Annotated in this window: 22 protein-coding genes and 1 pseudogene; 21 read left to right on the forward strand and 2 right to left on the reverse strand. The window is 60.4% G+C overall.

From position 1 onward, the window contains the following. Positions 1 to 6: 6 nt before the first annotated feature. The 4 genes from CCZ28_RS05235 to CCZ28_RS05250 are packed head-to-tail and all read left to right on the forward strand — an operon-like array spanning position 7 to position 4,680. Positions 7 to 303 (forward strand): sarcosine oxidase subunit delta, encoded by a 297-nt coding sequence (locus CCZ28_RS05235; protein ID WP_140216525.1) that lies wholly within the window; start codon positions 7 to 9, stop codon positions 301 to 303. After that, positions 300 to 3,203: an FAD-dependent oxidoreductase gene (locus tag CCZ28_RS05240; protein ID WP_140216527.1), complete on the forward strand. Its 2,904-nt coding sequence runs from the start codon at positions 300 to 302 to the stop codon at positions 3,201 to 3,203. The genes CCZ28_RS05235 and CCZ28_RS05240 overlap by 4 nt, the downstream gene beginning before the upstream one ends. Beyond that, positions 3,200 to 3,889: a sarcosine oxidase gene (locus tag CCZ28_RS05245; protein ID WP_240795234.1), complete on the forward strand. Its 690-nt coding sequence runs from the start codon at positions 3,200 to 3,202 to the stop codon at positions 3,887 to 3,889. The genes CCZ28_RS05240 and CCZ28_RS05245 overlap by 4 nt, the downstream gene beginning before the upstream one ends. Next, positions 3,886 to 4,680, forward strand: a complete 795-nt coding sequence (locus CCZ28_RS05250) for an IclR family transcriptional regulator (RefSeq protein ID WP_140216529.1) — start codon at positions 3,886 to 3,888, stop codon at positions 4,678 to 4,680. The genes CCZ28_RS05245 and CCZ28_RS05250 overlap by 4 nt, the downstream gene beginning before the upstream one ends. 249 nt (positions 4,681 to 4,929) lie before the next feature. Here CCZ28_RS05250 and CCZ28_RS05255 read toward each other — a convergent pair whose 3' ends face one another. Beyond that, positions 4,930 to 5,856: an EamA family transporter gene (locus CCZ28_RS05255; RefSeq protein WP_140216531.1), complete on the reverse strand. Its 927-nt coding sequence runs from the start codon at positions 5,854 to 5,856 to the stop codon at positions 4,930 to 4,932. Positions 5,857 to 6,098: 242 nt separating this feature from the next. On the opposite strand from CCZ28_RS05255, the gene CCZ28_RS05260 reads away from it, so the two are divergent. The 7 genes from CCZ28_RS05260 to CCZ28_RS05290 all read left to right on the forward strand — a co-directional run bounded on the left by CCZ28_RS05260 (position 6,099) and on the right by CCZ28_RS05290 (position 13,242). Continuing rightward, positions 6,099 to 6,992 carry a LysR family transcriptional regulator gene (locus tag CCZ28_RS05260; RefSeq protein ID WP_140216533.1) on the forward strand — a complete coding sequence of 298 codons (894 nt, stop codon included), beginning with the start codon at positions 6,099 to 6,101 and terminating at the stop codon, positions 6,990 to 6,992. Positions 6,993 to 7,787: 795 nt separating this feature from the next. Further along, positions 7,788 to 8,825, forward strand: coding sequence for an LLM class flavin-dependent oxidoreductase (locus CCZ28_RS05265; RefSeq protein WP_140216535.1), 1,038 nt, complete (start codon positions 7,788 to 7,790; stop codon positions 8,823 to 8,825). Between the two features lie 85 nt (positions 8,826 to 8,910). Further along, complete coding sequence (locus tag CCZ28_RS05270; protein WP_059229647.1) at positions 8,911 to 9,501, forward strand: amino acid synthesis family protein; 591 nt, start codon at positions 8,911 to 8,913, stop codon at positions 9,499 to 9,501. A 13-nt stretch (positions 9,502 to 9,514) separates the two neighbouring features. Then, positions 9,515 to 10,354: an alpha/beta fold hydrolase gene (locus CCZ28_RS05275; RefSeq protein WP_140216537.1), complete on the forward strand. Its 840-nt coding sequence runs from the start codon at positions 9,515 to 9,517 to the stop codon at positions 10,352 to 10,354. Next, entirely contained in the window at positions 10,351 to 11,832 is a 1,482-nt protein-coding gene (locus tag CCZ28_RS05280; RefSeq protein ID WP_140216539.1) for an aldehyde dehydrogenase, read from the forward strand. The genes CCZ28_RS05275 and CCZ28_RS05280 overlap by 4 nt, the downstream gene beginning before the upstream one ends. Before the next feature lie 15 nt (positions 11,833 to 11,847). Beyond that, on the forward strand, positions 11,848 to 12,333 hold the full coding sequence (locus tag CCZ28_RS05285; protein ID WP_140216540.1) for a flavin reductase family protein: 486 nt from the start codon (positions 11,848 to 11,850) through the stop codon (positions 12,331 to 12,333). Between the two features lie 153 nt (positions 12,334 to 12,486). After that, positions 12,487 to 13,242 carry a GntR family transcriptional regulator gene (locus CCZ28_RS05290; protein ID WP_140216542.1) on the forward strand — a complete coding sequence of 252 codons (756 nt, stop codon included), beginning with the start codon at positions 12,487 to 12,489 and terminating at the stop codon, positions 13,240 to 13,242. A 43-nt stretch (positions 13,243 to 13,285) separates the two neighbouring features. Here the strand turns inward: CCZ28_RS05290 and CCZ28_RS05295 are convergent, their stop codons facing one another. Continuing rightward, a complete protein-coding gene (locus CCZ28_RS05295) occupies positions 13,286 to 13,573 on the reverse strand; it encodes a DUF1330 domain-containing protein (RefSeq protein ID WP_140216544.1) in 288 nt (95 codons plus the stop codon). Positions 13,574 to 13,652: 79 nt separating this feature from the next. Here CCZ28_RS05295 and ribBA point away from each other — a divergent pair, with 79 nt between their 5' ends. The 10 genes and pseudogenes from ribBA to CCZ28_RS05350 all read left to right on the forward strand — a co-directional run bounded on the left by ribBA (position 13,653) and on the right by CCZ28_RS05350 (position 24,028). Continuing rightward, a complete protein-coding gene (gene ribBA, locus CCZ28_RS05300) occupies positions 13,653 to 14,762 on the forward strand; it encodes a bifunctional 3,4-dihydroxy-2-butanone-4-phosphate synthase/GTP cyclohydrolase II (RefSeq protein ID WP_140216546.1) in 1,110 nt (369 codons plus the stop codon). A 189-nt stretch (positions 14,763 to 14,951) separates the two neighbouring features. Beyond that, positions 14,952 to 15,974 carry an ABC transporter substrate-binding protein gene (locus tag CCZ28_RS05305; protein WP_140216548.1) on the forward strand — a complete coding sequence of 341 codons (1,023 nt, stop codon included), beginning with the start codon at positions 14,952 to 14,954 and terminating at the stop codon, positions 15,972 to 15,974. Between the two features lie 40 nt (positions 15,975 to 16,014). Further along, on the forward strand, positions 16,015 to 16,902 hold the full coding sequence (locus CCZ28_RS05310) for an ABC transporter permease (protein WP_240795274.1): 888 nt from the start codon (positions 16,015 to 16,017) through the stop codon (positions 16,900 to 16,902). A gap of 3 nt (positions 16,903 to 16,905) precedes the next feature. After that, the gene (locus tag CCZ28_RS05315; RefSeq protein ID WP_140216552.1) at positions 16,906 to 17,715 is read left to right on the forward strand and encodes an ABC transporter permease; all 810 of its coding nucleotides are present in this window, start codon (positions 16,906 to 16,908) and stop codon (positions 17,713 to 17,715) included. Positions 17,716 to 17,731: 16 nt separating this feature from the next. Then, positions 17,732 to 18,874 carry an ABC transporter ATP-binding protein gene (locus tag CCZ28_RS05320; RefSeq protein ID WP_140216554.1) on the forward strand — a complete coding sequence of 381 codons (1,143 nt, stop codon included), beginning with the start codon at positions 17,732 to 17,734 and terminating at the stop codon, positions 18,872 to 18,874. 559 nt (positions 18,875 to 19,433) lie between these two features. Beyond that, a complete protein-coding gene (locus CCZ28_RS05325) occupies positions 19,434 to 20,678 on the forward strand; it encodes an AAA family ATPase (protein WP_140216556.1) in 1,245 nt (414 codons plus the stop codon). After that, complete coding sequence (locus tag CCZ28_RS05330) at positions 20,675 to 21,427, forward strand: HNH endonuclease (protein ID WP_140216558.1); 753 nt, start codon at positions 20,675 to 20,677, stop codon at positions 21,425 to 21,427. The genes CCZ28_RS05325 and CCZ28_RS05330 overlap by 4 nt, the downstream gene beginning before the upstream one ends. A 674-nt stretch (positions 21,428 to 22,101) precedes the next feature. After that, positions 22,102 to 22,586, forward strand: a pseudogene (locus CCZ28_RS24660) (tyrosine-type recombinase/integrase); the annotation flags it as partial. Positions 22,587 to 22,933: 347 nt separating this feature from the next. Then, positions 22,934 to 23,260 carry a hypothetical protein gene (locus tag CCZ28_RS05345; RefSeq protein WP_140216562.1) on the forward strand — a complete coding sequence of 109 codons (327 nt, stop codon included), beginning with the start codon at positions 22,934 to 22,936 and terminating at the stop codon, positions 23,258 to 23,260. Positions 23,261 to 23,359: 99 nt separating this feature from the next. After that, entirely contained in the window at positions 23,360 to 24,028 is a 669-nt protein-coding gene (locus CCZ28_RS05350; RefSeq protein ID WP_140216564.1) for a HEPN domain-containing protein, read from the forward strand. Positions 24,029 to 24,269 lie beyond the last annotated feature (241 nt).

A 24,269-nucleotide genomic window follows, 5' to 3' on the forward strand; every position in this document is an offset into this window, starting at 1 on the left:
GCAGTCATGAAAATCCTCACTTGCCCGCTCAACGGGCCGCGCAACATCAGCGAATTCACCTATGGCGGCGAGCTCAAGGCCATGCCCGATCCCAAGGCGTGCAGTACCGCCGAGTGGGCCGACTACGTCTTCAACTGCGAGAACCGCCGCGGCGTGGTCACCGAGTGGTGGCTGCACAACGCCTCCAGCTACTGGTTCCTGGCCGAACGCCACACCGGTACCGACGAGGTGCTGCGCACCTTCGATCCCCGCGAGCTGTTCACCCAGCGGGTCGACTTCAGCGCCCAGGAGACCCGTTCATGACCCGCCTGCCCGCCCCCATGGGGCTGCTGATCGACCGCAACCGCCCGCTCACCTTCAGCTTCGAAGGCCGGAGCTACCAGGGCTATGCCGGCGATACCCTGGCCAGCGCCTTACTCGGCGAGGGTCGCTGGTTGCTGTCGCGCTCCTTCAAGTACCACCGGCCCCGCGGCCCCCTGACCCTCGCCGGCCAGGACGCCAACACCCTGGTGCAGTTGCCGGACGAGGCCAATGTGCTGGCGGACGAACTGCCGCTGCGTGAAGGCCTGACCGCCAGGGCGCAGAACGTCAGCGGTAGCCTCGAGCGCGACCGCGACGCCCTGCTCGGCAAGTTCTCCAGGTTCATGCCGGTGGGCTTCTACTACCGCGCCTTCTACAAGCCCAAGGGCATGTGGAAACGCTGGGAACCGCTGATCCGCAAGAAGGCCGGCCTCGGCGTGCTCGACCTGAGCTTCGTCCCCACCTACCACGATAAGGCCTATCTATTCTGCGACGTGGCGGTGATCGGCGCCGGTCCCGCCGGCCTCAGCGCTGCGCTGGCCGCCGCCCAGGGTGGCGCCGAGGTGCTGCTCGTCGAACAGCAGCCGCTGCTCGGCGGCGCCCTGGCCTGGGGCCGCTTCGGCCTCGACGCCGGCCAGGGCGAAGGGGTGCGCGAGGAACTGGTGGCCGCGGTGCGCGCCGAGCCGCGCATCCGCGTACTGGAGGCCGCCGTGTGCAACGGCTGGTTCGCCGATCACTACCTGCCGGTCATCCAGGGCAACCGGATGTTCAAGGTCCGGGCGCGGCAGACCATCCTCGCCAGCGGCGCCTTCGACCAGCCGGTGATCTTCCGCAACAACGACCTGCCCGGCATCCTGCTGACCAGCGCCGCCCAGCGCCTGATGCGCCTCTACGGCGTGCGGCCGGGCCAGCGTGCCGCGGTCCTGGCCGGCAACGACGACGGCTATCTCGCCGCCCTCGATCTGCAGGAACAGGGCGTCGCCGTGGCCGCGCTCATCGATCTGCGTGCGGCGCCCTTGGATGGGCAATTGCTACAGGCGGTGACGGAACGCGGCATTCCGGTGCATCGCAACCACACGGTGTACGAAGCCCACGCCGATGCCGCCGGTCGCCAGCTGGCGCGGGTGGACGTCCGCCCCATCGTCGCCCAGGGTCAGGTCGGCCCCGCGGGCCTGACCCTGGACTGCGACCTGCTGTGCATGTCCGCCGGCTACATGCCGGTCTACCAGTTGGCTTGCCAGGCCGGTGGCACCCTTGGCTACCTCGATGAGCAGGCGGCCTTCAGCCTTGGCAACCTGCCGGGTGGCCTGCACCTGGCCGGTTCGGTCAATGGTCGCCACGCACTGGAGCGGGTGTTGGCCGACGGTCGCGCTGCGGCGGCAAAAGCCCTGGCCGAACTGGACCTCGCCCCGCTCGACATCACAGCGCCGCCGGCCGACGACAGCCAGGTCAACTTCCCCTGGCCGATGTTCGCCCATCCCCAGGGCAAGGAATTCGTCGACTTCGACGAAGACCTGCAGATCGCCGACATCGTCAACGCCACCCGCCACGGCTATCGCGATGTCCAGCTGGTCAAGCGCTTCTCCACCGTCGGCATGGGTCCCTCCCAGGGTCGCCACTCGGCGCTGCCCACCGCGCGCCTGGTGGCCGCTGCCACGGCGCGCAGCGTCAGCGACACCGGGGTGACCACTGCGCGGCCGCCCTTCACCGCGGAAAAACTCGCCCATGTTGCCGGGCGCGCCTTCGATCCCTATCGGCGCACGCCCATGCACCGTCGCCACCTGGAGCTGGGCGCCAGCCTGATGCCGGCGGGCGTTTGGCAGCGACCGGCCTTCTACGGTCCCGCCGCCGACCGCGAACGCTGCATCCAAGCCGAGGCCCGCCAGGTGCGCGAAAACGTGGGGCTGATCGACGTCTCCACCCTGGGCGGCCTCGATGTGCGCGGTCCCGATGCGGCCGAGTTGCTGGAGCGGGTCTACACCTTCGGCTTCCGCAAGCTGCCCGTGGGGCGTACCCGCTACGCCCTGATGACCGCCGAAGACGGCGTGGTGATCGACGACGGCGTGGCCGCGCGCCTGGGCGAGCAGCACTTCTATGTGTCGGCCACCACCAGCGGCGTCGACCGCGTCTATCGCAGCCTGCTGAAGTGGAACGCCCAGTGGCGCCTGGACGTGGACATCGCCAACGTCAGCGCCGCCTTCGCCGCCGTAAATCTCGCCGGCCCGCGCTCACGGGAAGTACTGCGGACGCTGTGCCCGGACCTTGACCTGTCGTCAGAGGCCTTCCCCTACCTGGCCGTGCGTGAAGGTCGGGTCGCCGGCATCCCCGCTCGCCTGCTGCGGGTCGGCTTCGTCGGCGAATTGGGCTACGAGATCCACGTGCCGGCGCGCTTCGGCGAACGGCTTTGGGATGCGCTGATGGAGGCCGGCGCCCAGGCGGGCATACGTCCCTTCGGCGTCGAGGCCCAGCGCCTGCTGCGCCTGGAAAAGGGCCACGTGATCATCGGCCAGGACACCGACGGCATGACCCATCCCGCCGAGATCGACATGGGCTGGGCCATCGGCCGGCAAAAGCCCTTCTTCGTCGGCCAGAAGTCCATCGAGATCCTCGAGAGCCAACCGCTGCGCCGCAAGCTGGTGGGCTTCACCCTGCCGGCGACCGCCACCCGGCCGCTGGAGGGTCATTTGGTGCTGCGCGGCGGTGACATCGCCGGCAACGTCACCTCCTGCGAATTCTCCCCCACCCTCGGCCACATCGTCGGCCTGGCCTATGCCGCAGCCGACCAGGCCGAGCCCGGCACGTCGTTACCGATCCGCGTCGAGGGCGGCGAGATCGTCCAGGCCACGGTGGTGCGGATGCCCTTCTACGATCCCCAAAGCCAACGCCAGGAGATAGGCGCATGAACCAGACCCTCATGAGTTTCGACGAGCGCAGCCCCCTGGCGGAACTCCAGCTCGATGCCTCCGTGTTGCAGCATGAGGGGCGGATCTTCGCCGAACGACTGAGCGATGGAGACGAAGCGGACCTGCTGCAACGCGGTGGTCTGGCCGACCTGTGCAACCTGCCACGCTTCGGCCTGCGTGGCCCTGCGGCTGCTGGCTACCTGCTCAACCAGGGCTATGTGTTGCCGGAGCGACCCAACCAGGCGCTGCGCCAGGCGTCAGGGGAGTGGCTGCTGCGGTTGTCGCAGAGCGAGTACCTGCTGCTCGGCGCCCTGGCCGATGGCGGGGCCCGCGTCGCCGCCCTGGAGGCGGCCGCGGGAGAGCTGGGCCCCGGTTGCTACCCGCTGCCGCGGCAGGACTCCCACGCCTGGCTGATCCTTACCGGTGCCCAGTTGCCGGCGCTGTTCGCCAAGCTGTGCGGTGTGGACCTCGGTAAGCCCTTCGCCGTGTGCCAGGTGGTGCAGACGTCGGTGGCGCGACTCAACGCCATCCTGCTCAATGCCGGCGACGGCGCCCTGCCGCACATCCATCTGCTCTGCGACCGCGCCAGTGCCCATTACCTTTGGCACGTGCTGCTGGATGCCTTGGACGAGTTCGACGGCGGTGCCCTGGGCGTCGCGGCGCTGCTGGAGGCGGGCATCCCATGACGGTCCTCGACGCGGCGGCGGTCGAGACCGACAGCGACTACCTCGTCCCCGCCCTCCTGCGCGGCCTGCGGGTGCTGGAGCTGTTCGGTCCCGAGCGGCGCTTGCTGACGCTGCAGGAGATCGCCGACGGCCTGGGCGGCTCGACCTCTTCGGTCTACCGCATCGTGGTCACCCTCACCGAGCTGGGCTATCTGGAGCGGCGCTCCAAGACCGAGTACGGCCTAGGCATCAAGGTAATCAGCCAGGGCTTCGCCTACCTCGCCAGCCGCGACCTGGTGGACATCGCCCAGCCCCATATGGAACGGCTGCGCTACGTCACCTCGCTGTCCTGCCACCTGGGCGTGCGCGACCGCACCGAGGTGGTCTACCTCTATCGCGCCATGGCCAGCCAGCGGCTGACGGTGAACGTCCCGGTGGGCACCCGACTGCCCTGCACCCGTACCGCCCTGGGTCGGGTTCTGCTCGGCGGCCTGGACGCCGAGGCACTCGGCGCCCTCTACCAGCACGAGCGCCTGGACGACCAACCAGCCCCGGCACCGCGGACCCTGCCGGAGCTGCTGCGGCTGATCGAGGAGGATCACCGCCAGGGCTGGGTGCTGCATCGCTCCGACTACTCCACCGCTATCGCCACCGGCATCCGCGATCATCGTGGCCAACTGGTGGCGGCACTCAACGTCTCCGGACCGGATGCGGTGATGGATACCCCGGCGACACGGGAATGGGTAGGTGCCGTGTTGGCGGAGACGGCTGGGCGGATTGCTGGGGAATTGGGGTATCGGGCAGGCGGTTGAACAGCTGGCGAGGGCTAGGACGCCAAAGAGCAACGCCGAATACACCAAGACTGAAGGCAATCAATGTACCCTTTACCTAAACTGCCTCTTCCCTAGGAACCGAAATGCAAAACGCATAACCTAGAGAGTATTTTTCATCAAGTCACTCATTCCGGTGAAGCTCAAGCGCTTACGGGACTTTGCTGAGCGCCCTTTCGATCTCACAAGCATCAACATATCGAAACCGCCGGCGCCCATTCTTACCTATCTTTAAACTCCTTGAACCGCAGCTTCAACACTACTTCTCTTTAAACTACCTATTGCAGAAACCACAACAAGTAAGACACCAGCAATCTGCGTCATTGAAAGTGCCTGCGACAAAATCAAAAATCCCAGGAGAGCACCTATAGCTGGCTCTAAACTCATCATCAGTCCAAATGTATAAGATGGAAGAACCCTAAGCGCCTGAATCTCCAATATATAGGGCAACAGCGGAACCAATACTGCCAAACCAGCTGCTTGTAGGTAAAAATCAACATTTCCCAGAGCGTAGGCGCTAGATAACCCCATGGGCGACAGTATGAGTGCAGCAAAAAGCAGCGAAACTGATAGCCCTTCCAAGCCTTTGAAGCGGGCTCCGACGGATTTCATGAGCAAAATATAACTACCCCAGCCAACAGCAGCCCCTAATGCAAGGAAAACTCCCTGGACAGTGGCAACCCAAGCCGTTCCGTTATAGGCAATCATGATTACGCCTATCAGTGAAATAATAGGCCACACAATCATCCTTATTCTTGCCGCGCTCATTACAGCAACGCATATAGGACCTAGAAAATTAATTGAAATAACCAACCCAAGAGGAGCATACAAGACGGCCTCAAAGATACATGTCGTCATTAAAGCCATTGCAGCGCCCAACGCAAACGAACACAGCCATTGCTGAGCTGAAAAATGTCGAAAATTAGGCCTCGCAATGAGCAAAACAACCGCCGCTGCAAAGCACAACCTCATCCAAGTAGTAGCAAAACTTCCAAACTGCTGCAGCGTGCCTACTGATAGAGAAACACCAAGCTGAATACTTATCATTGAAGCCAGACAAAAAACTACCGCCACACGCCTATTCTTAACCAATTCATCAAGAAGATAGAGCAAGCCGCCCCTACGAATATCTATTTCGCTTATTTCGTTCTCGCTCATAGGATCACTCTTTAATTCGATTTGAATTCACCAGTTCATTCTCGCCAATTGCGCAGATCCCATGCATTGCAGCGCGAGTTCTCAGGACGCCCACAAACGTTAATAGCCTCCCCAAAAATCGTCCATCAAGTTTTTCTTAACAACCTATAAGCAAGCCTAATAAACACCCGTAACCTATGGCGCACCTGCTTAGGCATGAGGTATGCTGACAGCAGCAGATCTCTACGCACAGACATAAGCTTATGCATAACGACATAGACAATGATTTGTTACGCACCTTTTTAACAATTGTAGAAACAGGCTCTTTTAGCCGAGCTGCGGATGTACTGCATAAAACACAAGCAGCGCTGAGCCTGCAGATCAAACGACTGGAGTCTGACTTGGGCGTCAAGCTGCTAGAAAGGTCTACAAAGGGTGTTTACCCTACCGAGGCAGGGAATAACCTGAAGCCTTATGCTATTGAGTCGCTAAAATTAAGTGACACCATAAAGAGCGTCATTGAAGGGAAAAAGATATCAACAGTGATTCGTGTAGGACTACTCGAGGATATTGCTCTGGGGGCATTACCTCATGTGATGCAAAGATTCATAAAGTCCAACCCGAACGTCAAGATAGAAATCACCGTTAGTGACAGCCAAAACATGTCCAAAATGCTAAAAGACCGGCAATTGGACATTGTCATAGCCGATAGAAACCATGTAGATGCAAAGCCTAGTTTTTGCTGGCAGGAAAAGCTGGTCTGGATTTGCGCTTACGATTATCAACCACCCAAAACCGGGCCCGTTCCCGTTATCGCTTTCGGTAAAAACTGCCCATGGCAAGAGCAAGCCTTTAAGGCATTAGACTCAATGAATACGCCTTGGGAGATTATCCTCAACAGCTCGAATCTGAGCGCGATCAACTCCGCGGTGGAAGCAGGAATAGGAATCTCCTTTGGATTAAACTACAGCGTCGTGCGTAGCAACCTCAGAGTACTCAGCACTGCAGACGGCTTCGCCGATATTGAACCTGTTGAACTAGGAATTTATGTGAATGACAGGAGCAACATTTCAGATCAACTAGGCAAAATATTTGAAATCGTATGTGGAGAACTTATCGATAGCCGTATTTTTACGGGGAACTCTGCTGATCAATAATGCTTTGGGATTTTGTCCGAACAGCCAACATTTCGACGGCGTTCGATGTAGATCAAAGCGCCAGTGCTTTAAAATGCCGGCCCGCCTAGCTGGGTACGGCCTCCCTGAGTAGGCCGATAGAGGCGTATCTGCTCTGCTGCCGCTTCATCGAACCGGTTAAGGGCTACTGGCAGGTTTCATGGAGAACGACGAGCGATCCCCGTTGCGGGAACCTGGTAGGCAAGCGGCGTCGTCACAGCGCAGCTCATTGCTACCTACTCCATCTTAAACGCCGCCGCGACGAACAAGGTCTATCTAGCCTTCTATGCCAAACTGATCGAGATCGCGGCGGGGCATCCCTGGCCCGAGCTGGCCGATCCCTAGATCCATCAGATCCTGGCCCGACGCATCCAGCAGTCAAAAGATCATCAAGATCTCTATTTCGATACTTGCCGAAGAGGCAGTTGCAACCCCTTGGCTGATGCCTTTCGGTCGGGCTACGACCACCTCAGCGCACTCTTCGATGCTGTTTGATCGCGGCCATGGGCCGCTCCTACGGATATATCGGACCCTGTAGGAGCGGTCGTGGCGGCGGACTGCTACGCCCGCGATCAGGACCAGAATCGCCAAAGGAGCTTTCCTCTCGCCAACCCTTTCCCGGTGGTAGGCGTCCTTGCGCCCTTCGATTACAACTGCGCTTGCCACATCCGGTATTATGGTATACCAATATGAAAAGAGACGGATTCTAGCCGTCGTAGACCACTAACAACAGCACTCGCGCCCGCCGCCAGGGTGGACGACAAGAGGTAGGCACCTATGAAGTTTTCCCTGTTCGTGCACATGGAACGCTGGGACGACAGCGTCAGTCATCGGCAGCTATTCGAAGAGCTCACCGAGCTGACGCTGTTGGCTGAAGCCGGTGGCTTCTGCACCGTCTGGGTCGGCGAGCACCACGCCATGGAGTACACCATCTCCCCCAGCCCCATGCCCATCCTGGCCTATCTCGCCGCCCGTACCTCGACCATCCGCCTGGGCGCCGGCACCCTGATCGCGCCCTTCTGGCATCCCCTGCGCGCCGCCGGCGAATGCGCCCTGCTCGACGTGATCAGCGAAGGACGCATGGAAGTGGGCCTGGCGCGCGGCGCCTACCAGGTGGAATTCGACCGCATGGCCGGCGGCCTGCCCGCCACCGCCGGCGGCAAGCACCTGCGCGAACTGGTCCCCGCCTTGCGCAAGCTCTGGGAAGGTGACTACGCCCATGACGGCGAGATCTGGCAATTCCCCACCTCCACCAGCGTGCCCAAGCCGGTTGGCACCCCGCCGATCTGGATCGCCGCGCGCGACCCCGACTCGCACAATTTCGCCGTCGCCAATGGCTGCAACATCATGGTCACGCCCCTGATGAAGGGCGACGAGGAAGTGGTCGACCTCAAGCACAAGTTCGACAGCGCCCTGGCCAACAACCCCGGCGTCGCCCGGCCCAAGTTGATGGTGCTGCGCCACACCCATGTGCACGCCAAGGAGGAATCCGAGGGCTGGAAGATCGGCGCCCAGGCCATCGGCCGCTTCTACCGCACCTTCGATGCCTGGTTCGGCAACAAGGAAACCCCGGTCAATGGCTTCCTCGCGCCGAGCCCGGAAGAGAAGTTCGCCGGCCGTCCCGAGTTCGAACTGGAGAACATCCGCAAGAACACGATGATCGGCACCCCAGAGGAAGTGATCGCCCGCCTGCGTCACTACGAAGAACTGGGCGTCGATGAATTCAGCTTCTGGTGCGACAACAGCCTGCCCTTCGCCGAGAAGAAGAAATCGCTGCAGCTGTTCATCGACCAGGTGGCGCCGGCCTTCGCCTGAGCATAGAGCCGCCGGGAGTCGGTTCGTCCACAGCACGCCCAAAGGCATGGCATACCATCATTTAACAGACATATCAGGAGTCACCATGAGCTTCGAAATCCGCAAGGTCGTCACCTACCTCGAAGAGACCCACAGCGAAGGCGGCAAGGCCACCGACAAGCCCGTGACCATGGCCGGTGTCGCCGTGGTCATTCGCAATCCCTGGGCCGGCAAGGGCTTCGTCGAAGACCTCAAGCCAGAGATCAAGGCCCACTGCTCCGATCTCGGCGCCTTCATCGTCGAACGCCTGACCCGCGCCATCGGCGGCGCCGAGCGCATCGAGGCCTATGGCAAGGCGGCCGTGGTGGGCGCCGACGGTGAGATCGAACACGCCTCGGCGGTGATCCACACCCTGAGATTCGGCAATCACTACCGCGAGGCGGTGAAGGCCAAGAGCTACCTGAGCTTCACCAACAAGCGCGGCGCGCCGGGCACCTCCATCCAGATCCCCATGATGCACAAGGACGACGAGGGCCTGAGATCCCACTACATCACCTTGGAAATGCGCATCGAAGATGCGCCGCGCGCCGACGAGATCGTGGTGGTGCTGGGCGCCGCCGACGGTGGCCGCCTGCATCCGCGCATCGGCAACCGCTATATCGACCTCGAGGAACTCGCAGCTGAAAAGGCCCGCTGAGGAGAATCCGCGAATGATCCGCTCTACAGACGCCAAGACCCCTGCCGGCACCGCCTTCAGTATCGCCGGCGACGGCAGCCCCCTCGTCCTGATCCACGGCGTGGGGCTCAGCAAGGAGATGTGGGGCGGTCAACTCGCGGGACTCGCGCCACGCTACCAGGTGATCGCCTACGACATGCTCGGCCACGGCGCCAGCCCGCGCCCGGCGCCGGACGCCACCCTCGACGACTATGCCGACCAGCTCGCCGAGCTGCTCGACCATCTCGCCATGAAGACGGCCGCGGTGGTGGGCTTCTCCATGGGTGGCCTGGTCGCCCGCGCCTTCGCCCTGGGCCATCCGCAGCGGCTGGAAGCGCTGGTGATCCTCAACAGCGTGTTCAACCGCTCCGTGGAGCAACGCGCGAGCGTGCTGGAGCGCACCCGCCAGGCCGAATTGGAAGGGCCTGACGCCAACCTGGATAGCGCCCTGGCGCGCTGGTTCAGCCGCGAATACCAGGGTGCCAATCCGGCCCAGATCCAGGCGTTGCGCGAGACCTTCGCCCATAACGATCCCCAGGGCTACCTGACCAGCTACACCCTGTTCGCCACCCAGGACCGCTATGGCGCCGAGCGGCTCGCTAGCATCCAGGTCCCCACCCTGGTGGCCACCGGCGAACTAGACAGCGGCTCCACCCCGGAGATGGCGCGGCAGCTAGCGGCGCGGATTCCTGGGGCGCGCACTGCCGTGCTGGCCGATCAACGCCATATGATGCCGGTCGAGTCACCCAAGCTGGTCAACGCCCTGCTGCTGGACTTCCTCGACGAGGTCCTGGACACGGCCTCCTCCACTTCCATCAAGGGATACGTGGCATGACCCTGCAACGCTTTCAGATGTGCATCGACGGCGAATGGAACTCAGCCCGCTCCGGCCGCACCTTCGCCAGCCTCGATCCGGCCACCGCCGAGCCCTGGGCGGAATTGCCCGATGCCGACGCCGAAGATGTCGACCGCGCCGTCCAGGCCGCCCAGCGCGCCTTCGAGGCGCCCGCCTGGCGCGGCCTGACCGCCACCGCCCGCGGCAAGTTGTTGCGCCGGCTGGGCGATCTCATCGCCGCCAACAAGGAAGCCCTGGCGCAGTTGGAGAGCCGCGACAACGGCAAGCTGATCCGCGAGACCCGTGGCCAGGTCGGCTACCTGCCGGAATTCTTCCATTACACCGCCGGCCTGGCCGACAAGCTCGAAGGCGGCACCCTGCCGCTCGACAAGACCGACCTCTTCGCCTACACGGTGCACGAACCCCTGGGCGTGGTGGCTGGCATCGTGCCTTGGAACAGTCCGCTGTACCTGACCGCCATCAAGGTCGCCCCGGCCCTGGCCGCCGGTAACACCGTGGTCATCAAGCCCTCCGAGCATGCTTCCGCCACCATCCTGGAGCTGGCGCGGCTGGCCCTGGAAGCCGGCATTCCGCCCGGGGTCTTCAACGTGGTGACCGGCTACGGTCCGGGTGCCGGCGCGGCCCTCAGCCGCCATCCGCTGGTGCGCAAGATCGCCTTCACCGGCGGTGCCGCCACCGCCCGCCACGTGGTGCGCGCCAGTGCCGAAAACTTCGCCAAGCTGAGTCTGGAGCTGGGCGGCAAGTCACCCAACATCATCTTCGCCGACGCCGACCTGGACAGCGCGGTCAATGGCGCGGTAGCCGGCATCTATGCCGCTTCCGGCCAGAGTTGCGTGGCCGGCTCGCGGCTGCTGGTGCAGGACGAGATCTACGACGAATTCGTCGCCCGGCTAGTCGAGCGCGCCCAGCGCATCCGCATCGGCAATCCCCAGGAGGACGCCAGCGAGATGGGCCCCATGGCCACCGAGCAACAACTCGCCATCGTCGAGCGCCTGGTCGCCGACGCCCTGGCCGAAGGGGCCACCCTGCGCCTGGGTGGTAAACGGCCGGACACCGGCAGCGCCGGCTGGTACTACGAACCCACCCTGCTGGAATGCGACCGCCATTCGCTGCGCATCATGCAGGAGGAAGTCTTCGGTCCGGTGGCCGCGGTGATCCGCTTCAAGGACGAGGCCGAGGCCCTGCGCCTGGCCAACGACAGCGAGCTGGGACTCGCCGCCGGCATCTGGACCCGCGACCTGGGCCGCGCCCATCGCCTGGCGCGGGACATCCGCTCCGGCATCGTCTGGGTCAACACCTATCGCGCCGTCTCGGCCATGGCGCCCATCGGCGGTTTCAAGAACAGCGGCTACGGCCGCGAGAGCGGCATCGACTCGGTACTGGCCTATACCGACACCAAGACGGTATGGATCAACCTGTCCCAGGCACCGATGCCCGATCCCTTTGTCATGCGTTGAACGAGGTTGGCAGTCATGATCGATCCGACAATCTACAAGCAGGTGATGGGCGCCTTTCCGTCCGGCGTCACCGTGGTCACCACCCTGGACGCCGAGGGCAACCTGGCCGGCCTGACCGCCAGCGCCTTCAGCGCCCTGTCGCTGGATCCGGCCCTGGTGCTGTTCTGCCCCAACTACAGCTCAGCTACCTATCCCCTGCTGCGCGATGGCAAGGGTTTCGCCATCCACCTGCTCGGCGCCGAGCAGCAGCGCATCGCCTACGCCTTCGCCAGCAAGGGCAAGGACAAGACCCAGGGCATCGATTGGACGCGCAGCGCCCTGGGCAATCCGCTGCTGGCCGATGCCACCGCGGTGATCGAATGCGAGCTGTGGCGCGAATACGACGGCGGCGACCACGCCATCATCGTCGGCGCGGTGAAGAATCTCATCGTGCCGGAACAGGAGGTCGTCCCCATGCTCTATCACCGGGGCAAGATGGGTGCCGCGCCCGCCCACGCCTGAGGACCACGGCGCGCCGACGGACTTATGGCATGCCAAGGGTGCATGCTAGACTTCGATCTCATCGTACAGGCATGGGCTGTGCGGTCGTACGTCCCTTGGGGGAGTACCGCCGCCCCGGCCATCTCCTGTGGAACCGGTCCGCCAGAGAGCCTCATGAGACGCGCGCAACTAGACGACAGCTTCAAGATCACCCGTAGCCCCGTCACCCTCCGCGAGATGGTATGCAACCGTCTACGCCAGGCGATCCTGAACTTCCAGCTGCTCCCCGGTGACCGCCTGGTGGAGCGTGATCTCTGCGACCGCCTGGGTGTGAGCCGTACCTCGGTACGCGAAGCCCTGCGTCATCTCGAATCCGAGGGGCTGGTGGAGTTCGCCGATGCTCGTGGTCCGCGCGTCGCCATCATCACCCTGCAGGACGCCTGCGACCTCTATGAGCTGCGCTGCGTACTGGAAGGCATGATCGTGCAGTTGTTCACCCTGCGCGCCGGGCCGCAGGAGATCGCGGCGCTGGAACAGGCGCTGGTGGAAAACCGTGAAGCCCTGGAAGGTGCCGAATTACCAGACGTCCTCGAAAGCGTGCAGAACTTCTATGACGTACTCATGGAAGGCTGCGGCAACCGCGTCGCCGCTACCCAGTTGCGCCAGTTGCAGGCCAGGGTCAGCTACCTGAGAGCCACCTCAGTGTCCCAGGCCAATCGCCGCCAGGCGAGCAATGCCGAAATGGAGCGCATGGTCGCCGCCATCCGCAGCGGTGATGCCCTGGCCGCTCACCAGGCCTCGGTCGACCACGTCCGGGCCGCCGCCAAGGTCGCCCTGGATTACCTGCGCCGCCAGCAGGAACACCAGGGCGAAGAGCCGCGCGAACTCTTCACTCCGCAGGTGCAGGACGAGCCGCGCATCGAGCGCTAGCCTCTTCCGGCCAGAGCCGGCCCCCGCGCGCCTGGCCCTGGGCTTACAGCCCTTCGACGATGAATATCTCCGCCCGCGCCGCCGTCTGGCGGTGGCCGCAAGCGTCCTGGTACTCCGCCGAGCGATAGCAGGCCAGCGCCTGCTCGTAGGAATCGAATTCGATCACCACGCGCCGCGTGGCCCAGCCTTCGCCCTCCACTTGCTCGGCACGCCCACCGCGGGCGAGAAAGCGGCCACCGTAGCGAGCGAAGGCCGCCGGCGCACGCTCCGTATAACCGCGATAAGCCTCGGGATCGGTCACGTCGACCTGGGCGATCCAATAACCTTTCATGGCGACTTGCCTCTTTCACTGGGTCTTGTCTAATGGTATACCAGAATACATAACCTTCTAGAAGCCCTGTGAGGACGTCGTGGCCATCCACCCTATCGAAGCGCTCATCGAGGATTTTCGTGCCGGCAAGATGGTCATCCTGGTGGATGACGAGGACCGCGAGAACGAAGGCGACATCCTCATCGCCGCGGACGCCTGCACGCCCGACGCCATCAGCTTCATGGCCCGGGAAGGTCGGGGCCTGATCTGCCTGACCCTTACCGAAGAGCGCTGTCGGCAGCTCAACCTGATGCAGATGGTCAGCGACAACGGCACCGTACACGGCACGGCTTTCACGGTCTCCATCGAGGCGGCCAGCGGGATTTCCACCGGTATCTCGGCCGCCGATCGGGCCCGCACCATCGCCGCCGCCGTGGCGCCCGGCGCCACCCCGCGCGACCTGGTGCAGCCCGGCCACATCTTTCCCCTGCGTGCCCGCGACGGCGGCGTGCTGACCCGTGCCGGTCATACCGAGGCCGGTTGCGACCTGGCTCGGCTGGCGGGTCGCGATCCATCCGCGGTGATCGTCGAGGTGATGAACGACGACGGCAGCATGGCCCGCCGGCCGGACCTGGAGCGCTTCGGCGAACGCCACGGCATCAAGCTGGGCACCATCGCCGACCTCATCCATTACCGACTGCGCACCGAGCACACCGTGGTCCGCATCGGCGAGAGCGAACTGCCCACGGTGCACGGCACCTTCCGCCTGCTCACCTACGAAGACCGCATCGAAGGCGGCGTCCACCTGGCCATGGTCATGGGCGCTATCGACCGCGAGACGCCAACGCTGGTACGGGTGCACGCCCTGGACCCACTGCGCGACCTGGTCGGTGCCGAGTACAGCGGTCCCCCCAGCTGGACCCTCTGGGGCGCCTTGCAAAAAGTCGCCGAGGAAGGCCACGGCATCGTCGTGGTGCTGGCGAACCACGAATCGTCCCAGGCTTTACTGGCACGGGTCCCCTCGCTAACCCAGCCCAGGCGGCTGTTCGAGCGCTCCCAATCGCGCATCTATGCCGAGGTAGGGACGGGGGCGCAGATCCTGCAAGACCTTGGCGTCGGACGCATTCGCCATCTCGGTCTGCCGCTGCGCTATGCCGGCCTGACCGGCTACGAGCTGGAGATCGTCGAGACACTGCCTTTCACCGGTTGAAGGCCATTCGCCGCGGGGGAAGGCTTGCAAAAGGTTTGGAATACCATAATATCGAATTACGCCACGGCCTGCAGTAGACGGGCCGACAGAACAAGTCAAGGTCTCTACTTTCTGGTCTCTGGCCGCACTGCTCTTAAAACGGACAAGGCACCCACGCCATGTCGATCCAATAACAGAGAGGGCATTACGATGTCGTTGAAGCGCAAAGTCATAGCCGTAGCAGTCGCCGGTCTGCTGACCACCCTGGGCGTTCAGGCCCAGGCGGAAAGCATCACCTTCACCAGCTGGGGCGGCACCACCCAGGATGCTCAGAAGAAGGCCTGGGCCGAACCCTTCACCCAGCAGACCGGTATCCAGGTGGTGCAAGACGGCCCCACCGACTACGGCAAGCTGCAGGCCATGGTGCAAAGCGGCAACGTGCAGTGGGACGTCGTGGATGTCGAGGCGGATTTCGCCCTGCGCGCCGCCCAGATGGGCCTGCTCGAACCGCTGGACTTCAAGACCATCGACCGTAGCAAGATCGATCCGCGCTTCGTCAACGACCACGCGCTGGGCTCCTTCTTCTTCTCCTTCGTGCTCGGCTACAACCAGGGCAAGCTAGGCAGCAAGCAGCCACAGGATTGGTCGGCGCTGTTCGATACCACCACCTATCCCGGCAAGCGTGCCCTCTACAAATGGCCGAGCCCTGGCGTCCTGGAGCTGGCCCTGCTGGCCGACGGCGTGCCCAAGGACAAGCTCTATCCGCTGGACCTGGACCGGGCCTTCAAGAAGCTCGACACCATCAAGAAGGACATCGTCTGGTGGGGTAGCGGCGCCCAATCCCAGCAGCTGCTGGCCTCCGGCGAAGCGACCCTCGGCCAGTTCTGGAACGGTCGGATCTATGCCCTGCAACAGGACGGCGCGCCGGTCGGCGTGAGCTGGAAACAGAATCTGATCATGGCCGACATGCTGGTGGTACCCAAGGGCACCAAGCACAAGGACGCCGCCATGAAGTTCATCGCCGAGGCCACCAGCCCGAGCGGGCAGGCCAATTTCGACAACCTCACCGCCTATGCGCCGGTGAACGTCGACAGCGTCGCCAAGCTGTCGCCGGACCTGGCCAAGAACCTGCCCACGGCTTACGCCAGTGAGCAGGTGAGCCTGAACTTCGCCTACTGGGCACAGCATGGCAGCGAGATCGCCACTCGCTGGAACGAATGGCTGGTGAAATGACATGGCGGCCCCAAGCTCCAGCCGGGCGGTGCTCGGCACCATGAGGGACAGGCAGCGCCAGGTGAGCGATCCGACCCGGATGCGGGGTGAAAGGGCCGTACGCTGGAAGGGGGCGGGTCAGCTCGTCCCCGCCCTGCTGTTCCTTGGTGTGTTCTTCCTGCTCCCGCTCAGCGGCCTGCTCCTGCGTGGGTTTCTCGATCCCACGCCAGGGCTGGAAAACTACCAGACCCTGTTCGCCAACGGTGCCTATGCGCAGGTGCTGTTCAACACCTTCGGCGTTGCCGCGCTGGTGACCCTGTTCAGCGTGCTCATCGGCTTTCCATTGGCCTGGACCATCACCCTGATGCCCCGCGGCTGGGGCCGGATACTCTTCAACATCGTGCTGCTGTCGATGTGGACCAGTCTGCTGGCGCGTACCTATGCCTGGCTGGTGCTGCTGCAGGGTTCGGGCGTGATCAACAAGCTGCTGTTGGCGACCGGCCTGATCGACCAACCCCTGGAGCTGGTCAACAACCTCACCGGGGTGGTGATCGGCATGACCTACATCATGATCCCCTTCATCGTGCTGCCGCTGCAGGCGACGCTACAGGCCATGGACCCCATGGTGCTGCAGGCGGGTGCCATTTGCGGCGCCAGCCCCTGGACCAACTTCCGCAAGGTGTTCCTGCCCATGTGCCGCTCGGGCCTGGGTTCGGGCGCGCTGATGGTGTTCGTCATGTCGCTCGGCTACTACGTCACCCCTGCGCTGCTCGGCGGGGCGCAGAACATGATGTTGCCGGAATTCATCATCCAGCAGGTGCAGTCGTTCCTGAACTGGGGACTGGCCAGCGCCGCGGCGGCCTTGCTGATCGTCATCGCCCTGCTGCTGTTCGCCCTCTATCTCAGGTTGCAACCGGAATCCCCGGTCGATCCCCAGAACGCGAGGTGACCCATGCTGCTGACTCCCAATGCCATCGGCTGGCGCCTGCGTGGTGGCCTGCTACTGGTCACCGGTGCCATCGCCGCGGTTCTGCTGCTACCCATCGTCTTCATCGTGCTGCTGTCGTTCGGCTCGTCGCAGTGGCTGATCTTCCCGCCGCCGGGCTGGACACTGAAGTGGTACCAGCAATTCTTCTCCAACCCGGAATGGATGGAGGCCGGGCTGACCAGCCTCAAGGTGGCGCTGCTGACCACCCTGGTCTCGGTAGCCCTGGCGCTGCCCTGCGCCTTCGCCCTGGTACGCGGCAAGTTTCCCGGGCGCAAGACGCTCTATGCGCTCTTCACCCTGCCGATGATCGTGCCGCTGGTGGTGATCGCCGTGGCCATCTATGCGCTGTTCCTGCGGCTGGGCTACACCGGCACCCTGCTGGCCTTCGTGGTCAGCCACGTGATCGTCGCCCTGCCCTTCACCCTGATCGCCGTCATCAACTCGCTCAAGCTGTTCGATCAGTCCATCGAGGACGCCGCGGTCATTTGCGGCGCCTCGCGCCTGCAGGCCATCTACCGGGTGACCCTACCAGGCATCTGGCCAGGGGTATTCGCCGGGGCGCTGTTCGCCTTCCTGGTGTCCTGGGATGAGGTGGTGCTCAGCGTGATGATGGCCAGCCCCACGCTGCAGACCCTGCCGGTGAAGATGTGGGCGACGCTGCGTCAAGACCTGACGCCGGTGATCGCCGTGGCGTCGACGGTCCTGATCGGTCTTTCCCTGCTGGTGATGCTTGGCGCCGCCCTGCTGCGCCGCCGCCAACCCCATTCCCATTGATGCCCGGAGACCTGCCATGAGCGCCGTACTCCAGAACACCACTCCCGCGGCCCCGCTGGTCCGCCTGCAAAATCTGAACAAGCACTACGGCGACTTCACCGCCGTCGACGATCTCTCGCTGGACATTCACGAAGGCGAATTTCTCACCTTCCTCGGTTCCAGCGGCTCGGGCAAATCCACCACCCTGGCGATGCTGGCGGGCTTCGAGACGCCCAGCTCCGGCGCCATCAACGTCGCCGGCCGCTCGCTGCTGCGGGTGCCACCACATCAGCGCGACATCGGCATGGTGTTCCAGCGCTACTCGCTGTTCCCGCACCTCTCGGTGCGCGACAACATCGGCTTCCCGCTGGATATCCGCAAGCTCGGCACCGCCGAGCGCAACCAGAAGGTCGACGCCATGCTGCGTCTGGTCCAGCTCGAAGCCTTCGCCCATCGTCGCCCGGCGCAACTCTCCGGCGGCCAGCAGCAGCGCGTGGCCATCGCCCGGGCGCTGGTGTACGAGCCACGCATCCTGCTAATGGACGAACCCCTGGGCGCCCTGGACAAGAAGCTGCGCGAAGACCTGCAGGACGAACTGCGCCAGTTGCACCGGCGCCTGGGCATCACCATCGTCTACGTCACCCATGACCAGGAAGAGGCGCTGCGGCTGTCCCAGCGCATCGCCATCTTCAGCCACGGTCGCATCGTCGGTCTGGGCAGCGGCTATGACCTCTACCAGAATCCGCCCAACGCCTTCGTCGCCGCCTTCCTCGGCAATTCCAACTTCCTGCGCGTCACCGCGCGGGCCCAGGCGCATTGCGACTTCGAGGGTCAGGGATTGGCGATGCGGCCTACCGCGAATGTCAAACCCAACCAGGAATTGCTGCTCATGCTGCGCCCCGAGAAGCTGCAGCTGCTGACAGCCGAACAGACCGCCGCCACGCCCCTCCCTGCCGGCTGGAACGAGATCGACGCCCGGGTCGGCGAAGCCCTGTTCCTCGGCGAGAGCCAGAGCTGCACCCTGCAGACCGGCAGCGGCACCCAGTTGATGGTCAAGTCCCTGGCCCATGCCCAGGGTTTGCAAGTCGGCCAGTCGGTACGACTGCGCTGGGCCGCCAGCGATGCCTGCGTCTACACCGAGTGGAACGACGCCGACCTGAGCAAGGCCGCTGCGCATTAGCAATCCAGGGGGCGGCAGCACGTCGTCCCCGCCTTCCTCGCGCTGCTCGATCTACCTCATCCCCTTCTCGCCGCTAGGCCTGCACCGAGACACGCGGGCCTGCTATGGACCGCGTCGGCTCCATCGCCGTTTTTTTCGCCTCATGTCGATTTCCGACCCAAAGCTGTCCTTGCCTGCGGGCAGCCACCAGCCAGAAGTAGCCGCGAGCGCCCTATCAATCCCACCACCCTCAAGGTGGGCAGTGCGATCGGAAAGGCAATATCGGCGAGTATTTACACTGCACTCGTCGGTGATGTCGGGCAAGGGTGTAAACCTGCGGACTTAAGGCGCTTGAGACAGAAACAGAAGCCGTGGTGCTCCCAGTACTAGATTTTCACGCGATTGCGCGACTTGGTAAGGAGCAGGTATAGGATGGGGTGAACACGGCATCGTTGTTGTCCAGTGAAAAACCCAGCCGCCTAGCAGGGCGAGATGTAGTTAATCTACTTTTTAACTATCCGAGTGCCATGACGCTTGGCCTTTGATACTCTTGTATCACGACCCATAAAAGGACGAGACCGTGAGTGATTTTTTTATTGAGCGTGTATACGCAAAAAACTATCGACAATTTTCTACGCTTGATGTCACATTCAATCGAGGCTTTAACTTTATCACCGGGCCAAATGGTTCTGGAAAAACCTCAATACTCGCCTGTATTGCACATTGCCTTCACCATAGTACTTTCAACTACTCGCGATTTAAAGAGAATGTAGAGTTCTGGACAGATCTCGCCATGCCTGAAGGAAAGTACCGAATTGGAATGGGAGCTGGCAGCATAAGCCCAATGGGGTACCGGAAGAATCAGTTAACATCATGGACAAGCCCACCCCTAGAGGATGATAGACACTCAATAAGCACGAGCAACATTAAAAATATAGAAGAATTTTGCCCTTTATTCATCGGTTCAAACCGAAACATAAAGTATACAAAAATTGATGGAATGCAACGCGAAGCTACGCAGGATGAACGCAGCAACTATTACACCTCGAGGTCACTGAACTCGCTTTATGGGGAAAATCAAGAGCCCATAAAGCAGTGGCTCATTAACCGATACTTCATCATTGACAAAGAATGGGCGCAGGTAGAAAAAGAGAACTGGAACCATCTTATAACATCACTCCCACACCTGGGCCCATTTAACAGTGACTTAAAATACATAAAGACTGAGCGAGATCTTGAGCCAATCTTCTCAATTTATGGTGAGGAATGTTACCTCGAAGAACTTTCATCAGGTTTTCAAGCCGTTCTTTATATTGTTATTAACATTTTTGAGTGGATCGAATCCACTAAGCCAGAGGGGAAGCGGGTAGCCTCAAAAGCTTTCGGGACTGTCCTCATTGACGAGCTAGATATCCACCTTCATCCAGAGTGGCAACTCACGCTCAGAAAGGGCTTAAAAATAATATTTCCTAACTTGCAGTTCATCGTCACAACACACTCCCCGCACCTATTGGCCTCTGCTGAAAGCGGAGAAACTATTATTTTGCCGAGAGAACACGGGCAAAAAGATTATATTATTAAGCCAACGAGACAGAAGTTCTCCGGGTGGAATACCGATCAAATATTATCAGACGTTATGGACGTCAAAAGCCTAGCCAACAAAGATTACGAGCAAGCAATCCATAGAGCCTTCACGGCAATCGAGCAAAATTCGGCAGATCACCTTGAGCAGGAAATTCAAACGCTTGCAAAAATCTCCCACCCAGACGATAGCATAGTGACTGTTTTAACTACCAGACTAGCTGCAATGAAGGTGAAAGGATGATCAAACTGGAACGCCCTCCGAAGCCAGCCATCCTAGTAGACAAAGAGCAGGAGTGGCTCGAACCGTTTTTAGCAGCGTTAGATCAGTATGGTAACTACAAGAAGATTCCAAAAGAAGAAAAAGACAAGCTGACTGGCCACTATCGACATGACCAGATTAAGCAAGCGCTCTTTCCGAGCTCATTTTTTAAATGCGCATTCTGCGAAGGGAAACCGCAAGAGAACGGAAACATAGAGGTAGAGCATTTCTTTCCGAAATCTCTTTACCCCGAAAAAATATTTAGTTGGGAAAATCTTCTACCCGCGTGTCGAAAATGCAACGACTCCAAACTGGTGCATGACACAGGTCACGAGCCGATAGTCAACCCCTATGATGAGGATCCGGACGACTACTTCCAGTATACCGATATTTTGATCAAGCCTTTCAATGAAAACAAAAAGGGGCATAGCACTATAGTAGTGTGCAGCCTAAATAGCGCTCGACTTATGAAGCCAAGAGCGGAAATATTAATAAGCCTTCACACATTCAGAAGTAATTTGCAGGAGGCATTAGAAGATCTAGATCTCCAAGTCACCTCAAAAAGAAAGCAGCATAAATTACGAAAAATCGCAGAGGCTATCGATATAATGGAGCAGCTCACGGAAAACAACAAAGCATACTCCGGGTATTGCAGGCACTACTTGAAATCATGCAAAGTTTACCAGTCGGCGAAGAAAGTCATCGAAGATTTCACGCAGAGCGCTGATTAAATCTGGGTGAGTTTCAAGAAAGTCGTCCAGTACTTGAAATATGGGGATTAGGCGGCTTTCGTAGTTATACATGCAAATCAAAAGTGCTCTATGCCACTTGGAATGGCGCTCGTGTGCTTCTTTCTCCACCTAAATTTCGACCTAAGCTGTCTCATTGTAAGATCCCAAGAACTTTAAGTTTAATTTTGCGCCGAATCTTGTAGCTGGTAGGTGACAATGCTCGACCTTTTCATCCGAGCCTAAAGAAAACGGCACATCGTGTTAATGACATAAAGCCTTCATGAGATCCTGCATTATCGATAGTAGCGCGGATTCTTATTTTCAAGAAATGATTAGAGAGCACCTTCAGACGTGCCGATGATCACTTTGGCGCTGACTGATGAAACTGCACAAGGTTTTGTATATCAATGGACGCCGCATCAATTTGGTAAATATAAATGTGGCTCGAGCACGCTCCCCCGGGCTTTGTTCCGTCAAAGCTGATCCGGCGCAAAGCAGATTGCTAATGCTTGAATTTGCCAAAAAAAGGCCTTTCAGCGGCATTTTGAGGTTAAAAGTGGTAAAAAAGGTGGCCGCTTCTGGCCGTTTCCGCCTCGGTGACCGGCTGAGGGGTCGGATAGCTCCATCCTATGGTCGGGCCCATGCTTGTACTCCCTCACTGAGGAGAACAAGCCATGAAAGCGATAGCAGTCGTTAGCCACGAGCCTTGGAACAAGGGAAAGCTCGTTGGTCAGAAAGCCCCGCTTCGGATTAGGGATATCTGGGCTATCCGCGTCAGACTCCACCAGGGACCGTGATGCAGCTAAACTCATCGTCCGGTGCAGTTTGAGATCACAGAGCAGACACGCTCAGCGGTGGAGGCTTGGATACGCCATACCGAGCTTCGAAGCGAGAACTTCCTGTTCCCAAGTAGGCTTACCCACTCCGAGCATATTTCCACCTGACAGTACGCACGGATCGTCAAAGCCTGGGTGACAGCGATTGGTTTGGATCCGGCCTTGTACGGAACCCATACCCTGCGGCGAACCAAGGCGTCGCTAATCTACCGCAGGACAAAGAACCTCAGGGCTGTACAGCTCTTACTGGGCCATACGAAGCTGGAAAGCACTGTCAGGTACTTGGCATCGAGGTAGACGATGCTCTGGAGATGGCCAGACAGGGGTTTAGCCGCATGACTTGGCGACGGCTTCTGGGCCGTCGCTATCCGACCCAAAGCTGCCGTTGCCGTAGGGCAGCTAGCGGCCAAAAGCGGCCCCCTAGGGGAAGGTGGCTCGCCTCGTTACGTGCAGCAGTAACAGGCCAAAAAGAGGCCATGGACACGCTGCTAGCGACTTCGTAATCTCCATGCAGGCCCATGTCGCTTTTTCTCCCTGACTCATGTCGCGTTTCCACCGTAACTAGCACGCTGCTGAAGGGGTTGCCCATGGACAAGGAACGTTATCAGACACAAGTTACGGAAAAAATTACCCCGCTTGTGTCGTCTACTTATAGTTAGGTCGCAAGAAAATGAACCCAGCCCCACAAGCTCCAGGAAGGCAGCTAGCCCTATTTCGCTTAGCGGCAGTCGCTGCGCTTGTCTTCATAGTCAATAAAGCATTCATTGTACTAAATACCGGCCGCATTCAAACAGCCAGCTCGCACATAAATTTCAATCTCAGCGAAGAGCATCTATGGGCAGGCTATTTATTTCTCTCAGTTTCAGCAGGAATTTTCGTGCTCCTGTTATTTATAAATCACGCCAAAAGAAGAAAATTTTCCACCATCGCCAAGGCACTAGGCTTTGCTTGGTTTGTGCCACTATCACTGGCCGTATGGCTGAACAGTGCAACCTAATAATGCGCTCGACTATCGCTCACTTCGCTCGCTGGGCGTCCAAAAGCTGCGCTTTTGGACGCCCGTTAACCTAATCGTTAGGCCCACATGGGAGCTTCAATGAAACTTGATGCAATTGTTGTGCGTGCTGACCAGTTAATAGTTATGGGACAACAGGTAGTTGCCACGCGACATTCTTCGGGATATAGATCAGACGGGGTTGAAAGCGCCCCGATGAAAGGTTTCCGCGTAGCGGCACTCTCGTTTATTGATCGCGTCTATGGCCGCGATCATCCACATTTCGCAGAATTCGAAGCCAGCACCAATGACAGCTGGCTCTACAACGCAGAGCATGGGCTAGCCATAGTCCAAACCATTCGTGATGAGATCGCCGGAGGCTGGTTATTTACTGTTCGGGGATTGGTTGCCGCGGAGGTTTTTGCCGACTTTCTCGAAATGGCGGAGCATCTACTCGAGTCCGGCTACAAGGATCCTGCTGCGGTCATGGCTGGAAGCGTTCTCGAAGAACACTTGCGGCAACTGTGCGACAAGCATGCGATACCGATCAATGAACAGAAAAATGATAGGCAAATGCCCAAAAAAGCAGATCGCCTCAATGCTGAGCTGACCGCTTCGACGGCATACTCGAAGCTTGACCAGAAGCAAATTACGGCTTGGCTGGATTTGCGCAACAATGCCGCACATGGAAACTACAATGCTTATACCGCAGAACAAGTAGAACAGCTTCTAGCGGGTGTCACTAACTTCATGGTTCGCGTTCCGGCTTAGCAGTGAACCTTAGAACCCGCCAAATTCGACGCCACCCAGGGGCAGAGCTTAACTCAAATGCGAGCCTAACAAATGGTTCAAATCTTTCGCTCCGCTCACTCGGGACCGGCTAAAGCCGGCCCCTTAACCAAACGTTAGGCGGCACATGGCGCATCGTCGCGAATTGCTAGTAGCATGGGAATTTCCGCATACCCAAAGACATGGGGTGACTCTCGTTGCCCGTGCAGACGCTGTTCCCTGC

It is taken from the genome of Pseudomonas oryzihabitans (assembly GCF_006384975.1).
Classification (GTDB): domain Bacteria; phylum Pseudomonadota; class Gammaproteobacteria; order Pseudomonadales; family Pseudomonadaceae; genus Chryseomonas; species Chryseomonas psychrotolerans_B.

What these genes read in the sequence shown, in the direction of transcription:
- CCZ28_RS05260 (WP_140216533.1), top strand. Translation starts at nt 6,099, where the DNA reads ATGCATAACGACATAGACAATGATTTGTTACGCACCTTTTTAACAATT.
- CCZ28_RS05240 (WP_140216527.1), top strand. Translation starts at nt 300, where the DNA reads ATGACCCGCCTGCCCGCCCCCATGGGGCTGCTGATCGACCGCAACCGC.
- CCZ28_RS05345 (WP_140216562.1), top strand. Translation starts at nt 22,934, where the DNA reads ATGAACCCAGCCCCACAAGCTCCAGGAAGGCAGCTAGCCCTATTTCGC.
- CCZ28_RS05270 (WP_059229647.1), top strand. Translation starts at nt 8,911, where the DNA reads ATGAGCTTCGAAATCCGCAAGGTCGTCACCTACCTCGAAGAGACCCAC.
- CCZ28_RS05255 (WP_140216531.1), bottom strand. Translation starts at nt 5,856, where the DNA reads ATGAGCGAGAACGAAATAAGCGAAATAGATATTCGTAGGGGCGGCTTG.
- CCZ28_RS05235 (WP_140216525.1), top strand. Translation starts at nt 7, where the DNA reads ATGAAAATCCTCACTTGCCCGCTCAACGGGCCGCGCAACATCAGCGAA.
- CCZ28_RS05310 (WP_240795274.1), top strand. Translation starts at nt 16,015, where the DNA reads ATGAGGGACAGGCAGCGCCAGGTGAGCGATCCGACCCGGATGCGGGGT.
- CCZ28_RS05315 (WP_140216552.1), top strand. Translation starts at nt 16,906, where the DNA reads ATGCTGCTGACTCCCAATGCCATCGGCTGGCGCCTGCGTGGTGGCCTG.
- CCZ28_RS05320 (WP_140216554.1), top strand. Translation starts at nt 17,732, where the DNA reads ATGAGCGCCGTACTCCAGAACACCACTCCCGCGGCCCCGCTGGTCCGC.
- CCZ28_RS05350 (WP_140216564.1), top strand. Translation starts at nt 23,360, where the DNA reads ATGAAACTTGATGCAATTGTTGTGCGTGCTGACCAGTTAATAGTTATG.
- CCZ28_RS05290 (WP_140216542.1), top strand. Translation starts at nt 12,487, where the DNA reads ATGAGACGCGCGCAACTAGACGACAGCTTCAAGATCACCCGTAGCCCC.
- CCZ28_RS05275 (WP_140216537.1), top strand. Translation starts at nt 9,515, where the DNA reads ATGATCCGCTCTACAGACGCCAAGACCCCTGCCGGCACCGCCTTCAGT.
- CCZ28_RS05305 (WP_140216548.1), top strand. Translation starts at nt 14,952, where the DNA reads ATGTCGTTGAAGCGCAAAGTCATAGCCGTAGCAGTCGCCGGTCTGCTG.
- CCZ28_RS05285 (WP_140216540.1), top strand. Translation starts at nt 11,848, where the DNA reads ATGATCGATCCGACAATCTACAAGCAGGTGATGGGCGCCTTTCCGTCC.
- CCZ28_RS05265 (WP_140216535.1), top strand. Translation starts at nt 7,788, where the DNA reads ATGAAGTTTTCCCTGTTCGTGCACATGGAACGCTGGGACGACAGCGTC.
- CCZ28_RS05280 (WP_140216539.1), top strand. Translation starts at nt 10,351, where the DNA reads ATGACCCTGCAACGCTTTCAGATGTGCATCGACGGCGAATGGAACTCA.
- CCZ28_RS05250 (WP_140216529.1), top strand. Translation starts at nt 3,886, where the DNA reads ATGACGGTCCTCGACGCGGCGGCGGTCGAGACCGACAGCGACTACCTC.
- CCZ28_RS05245 (WP_240795234.1), top strand. Translation starts at nt 3,200, where the DNA reads ATGAACCAGACCCTCATGAGTTTCGACGAGCGCAGCCCCCTGGCGGAA.
- CCZ28_RS05330 (WP_140216558.1), top strand. Translation starts at nt 20,675, where the DNA reads ATGATCAAACTGGAACGCCCTCCGAAGCCAGCCATCCTAGTAGACAAA.
- CCZ28_RS05295 (WP_140216544.1), bottom strand. Translation starts at nt 13,573, where the DNA reads ATGAAAGGTTATTGGATCGCCCAGGTCGACGTGACCGATCCCGAGGCT.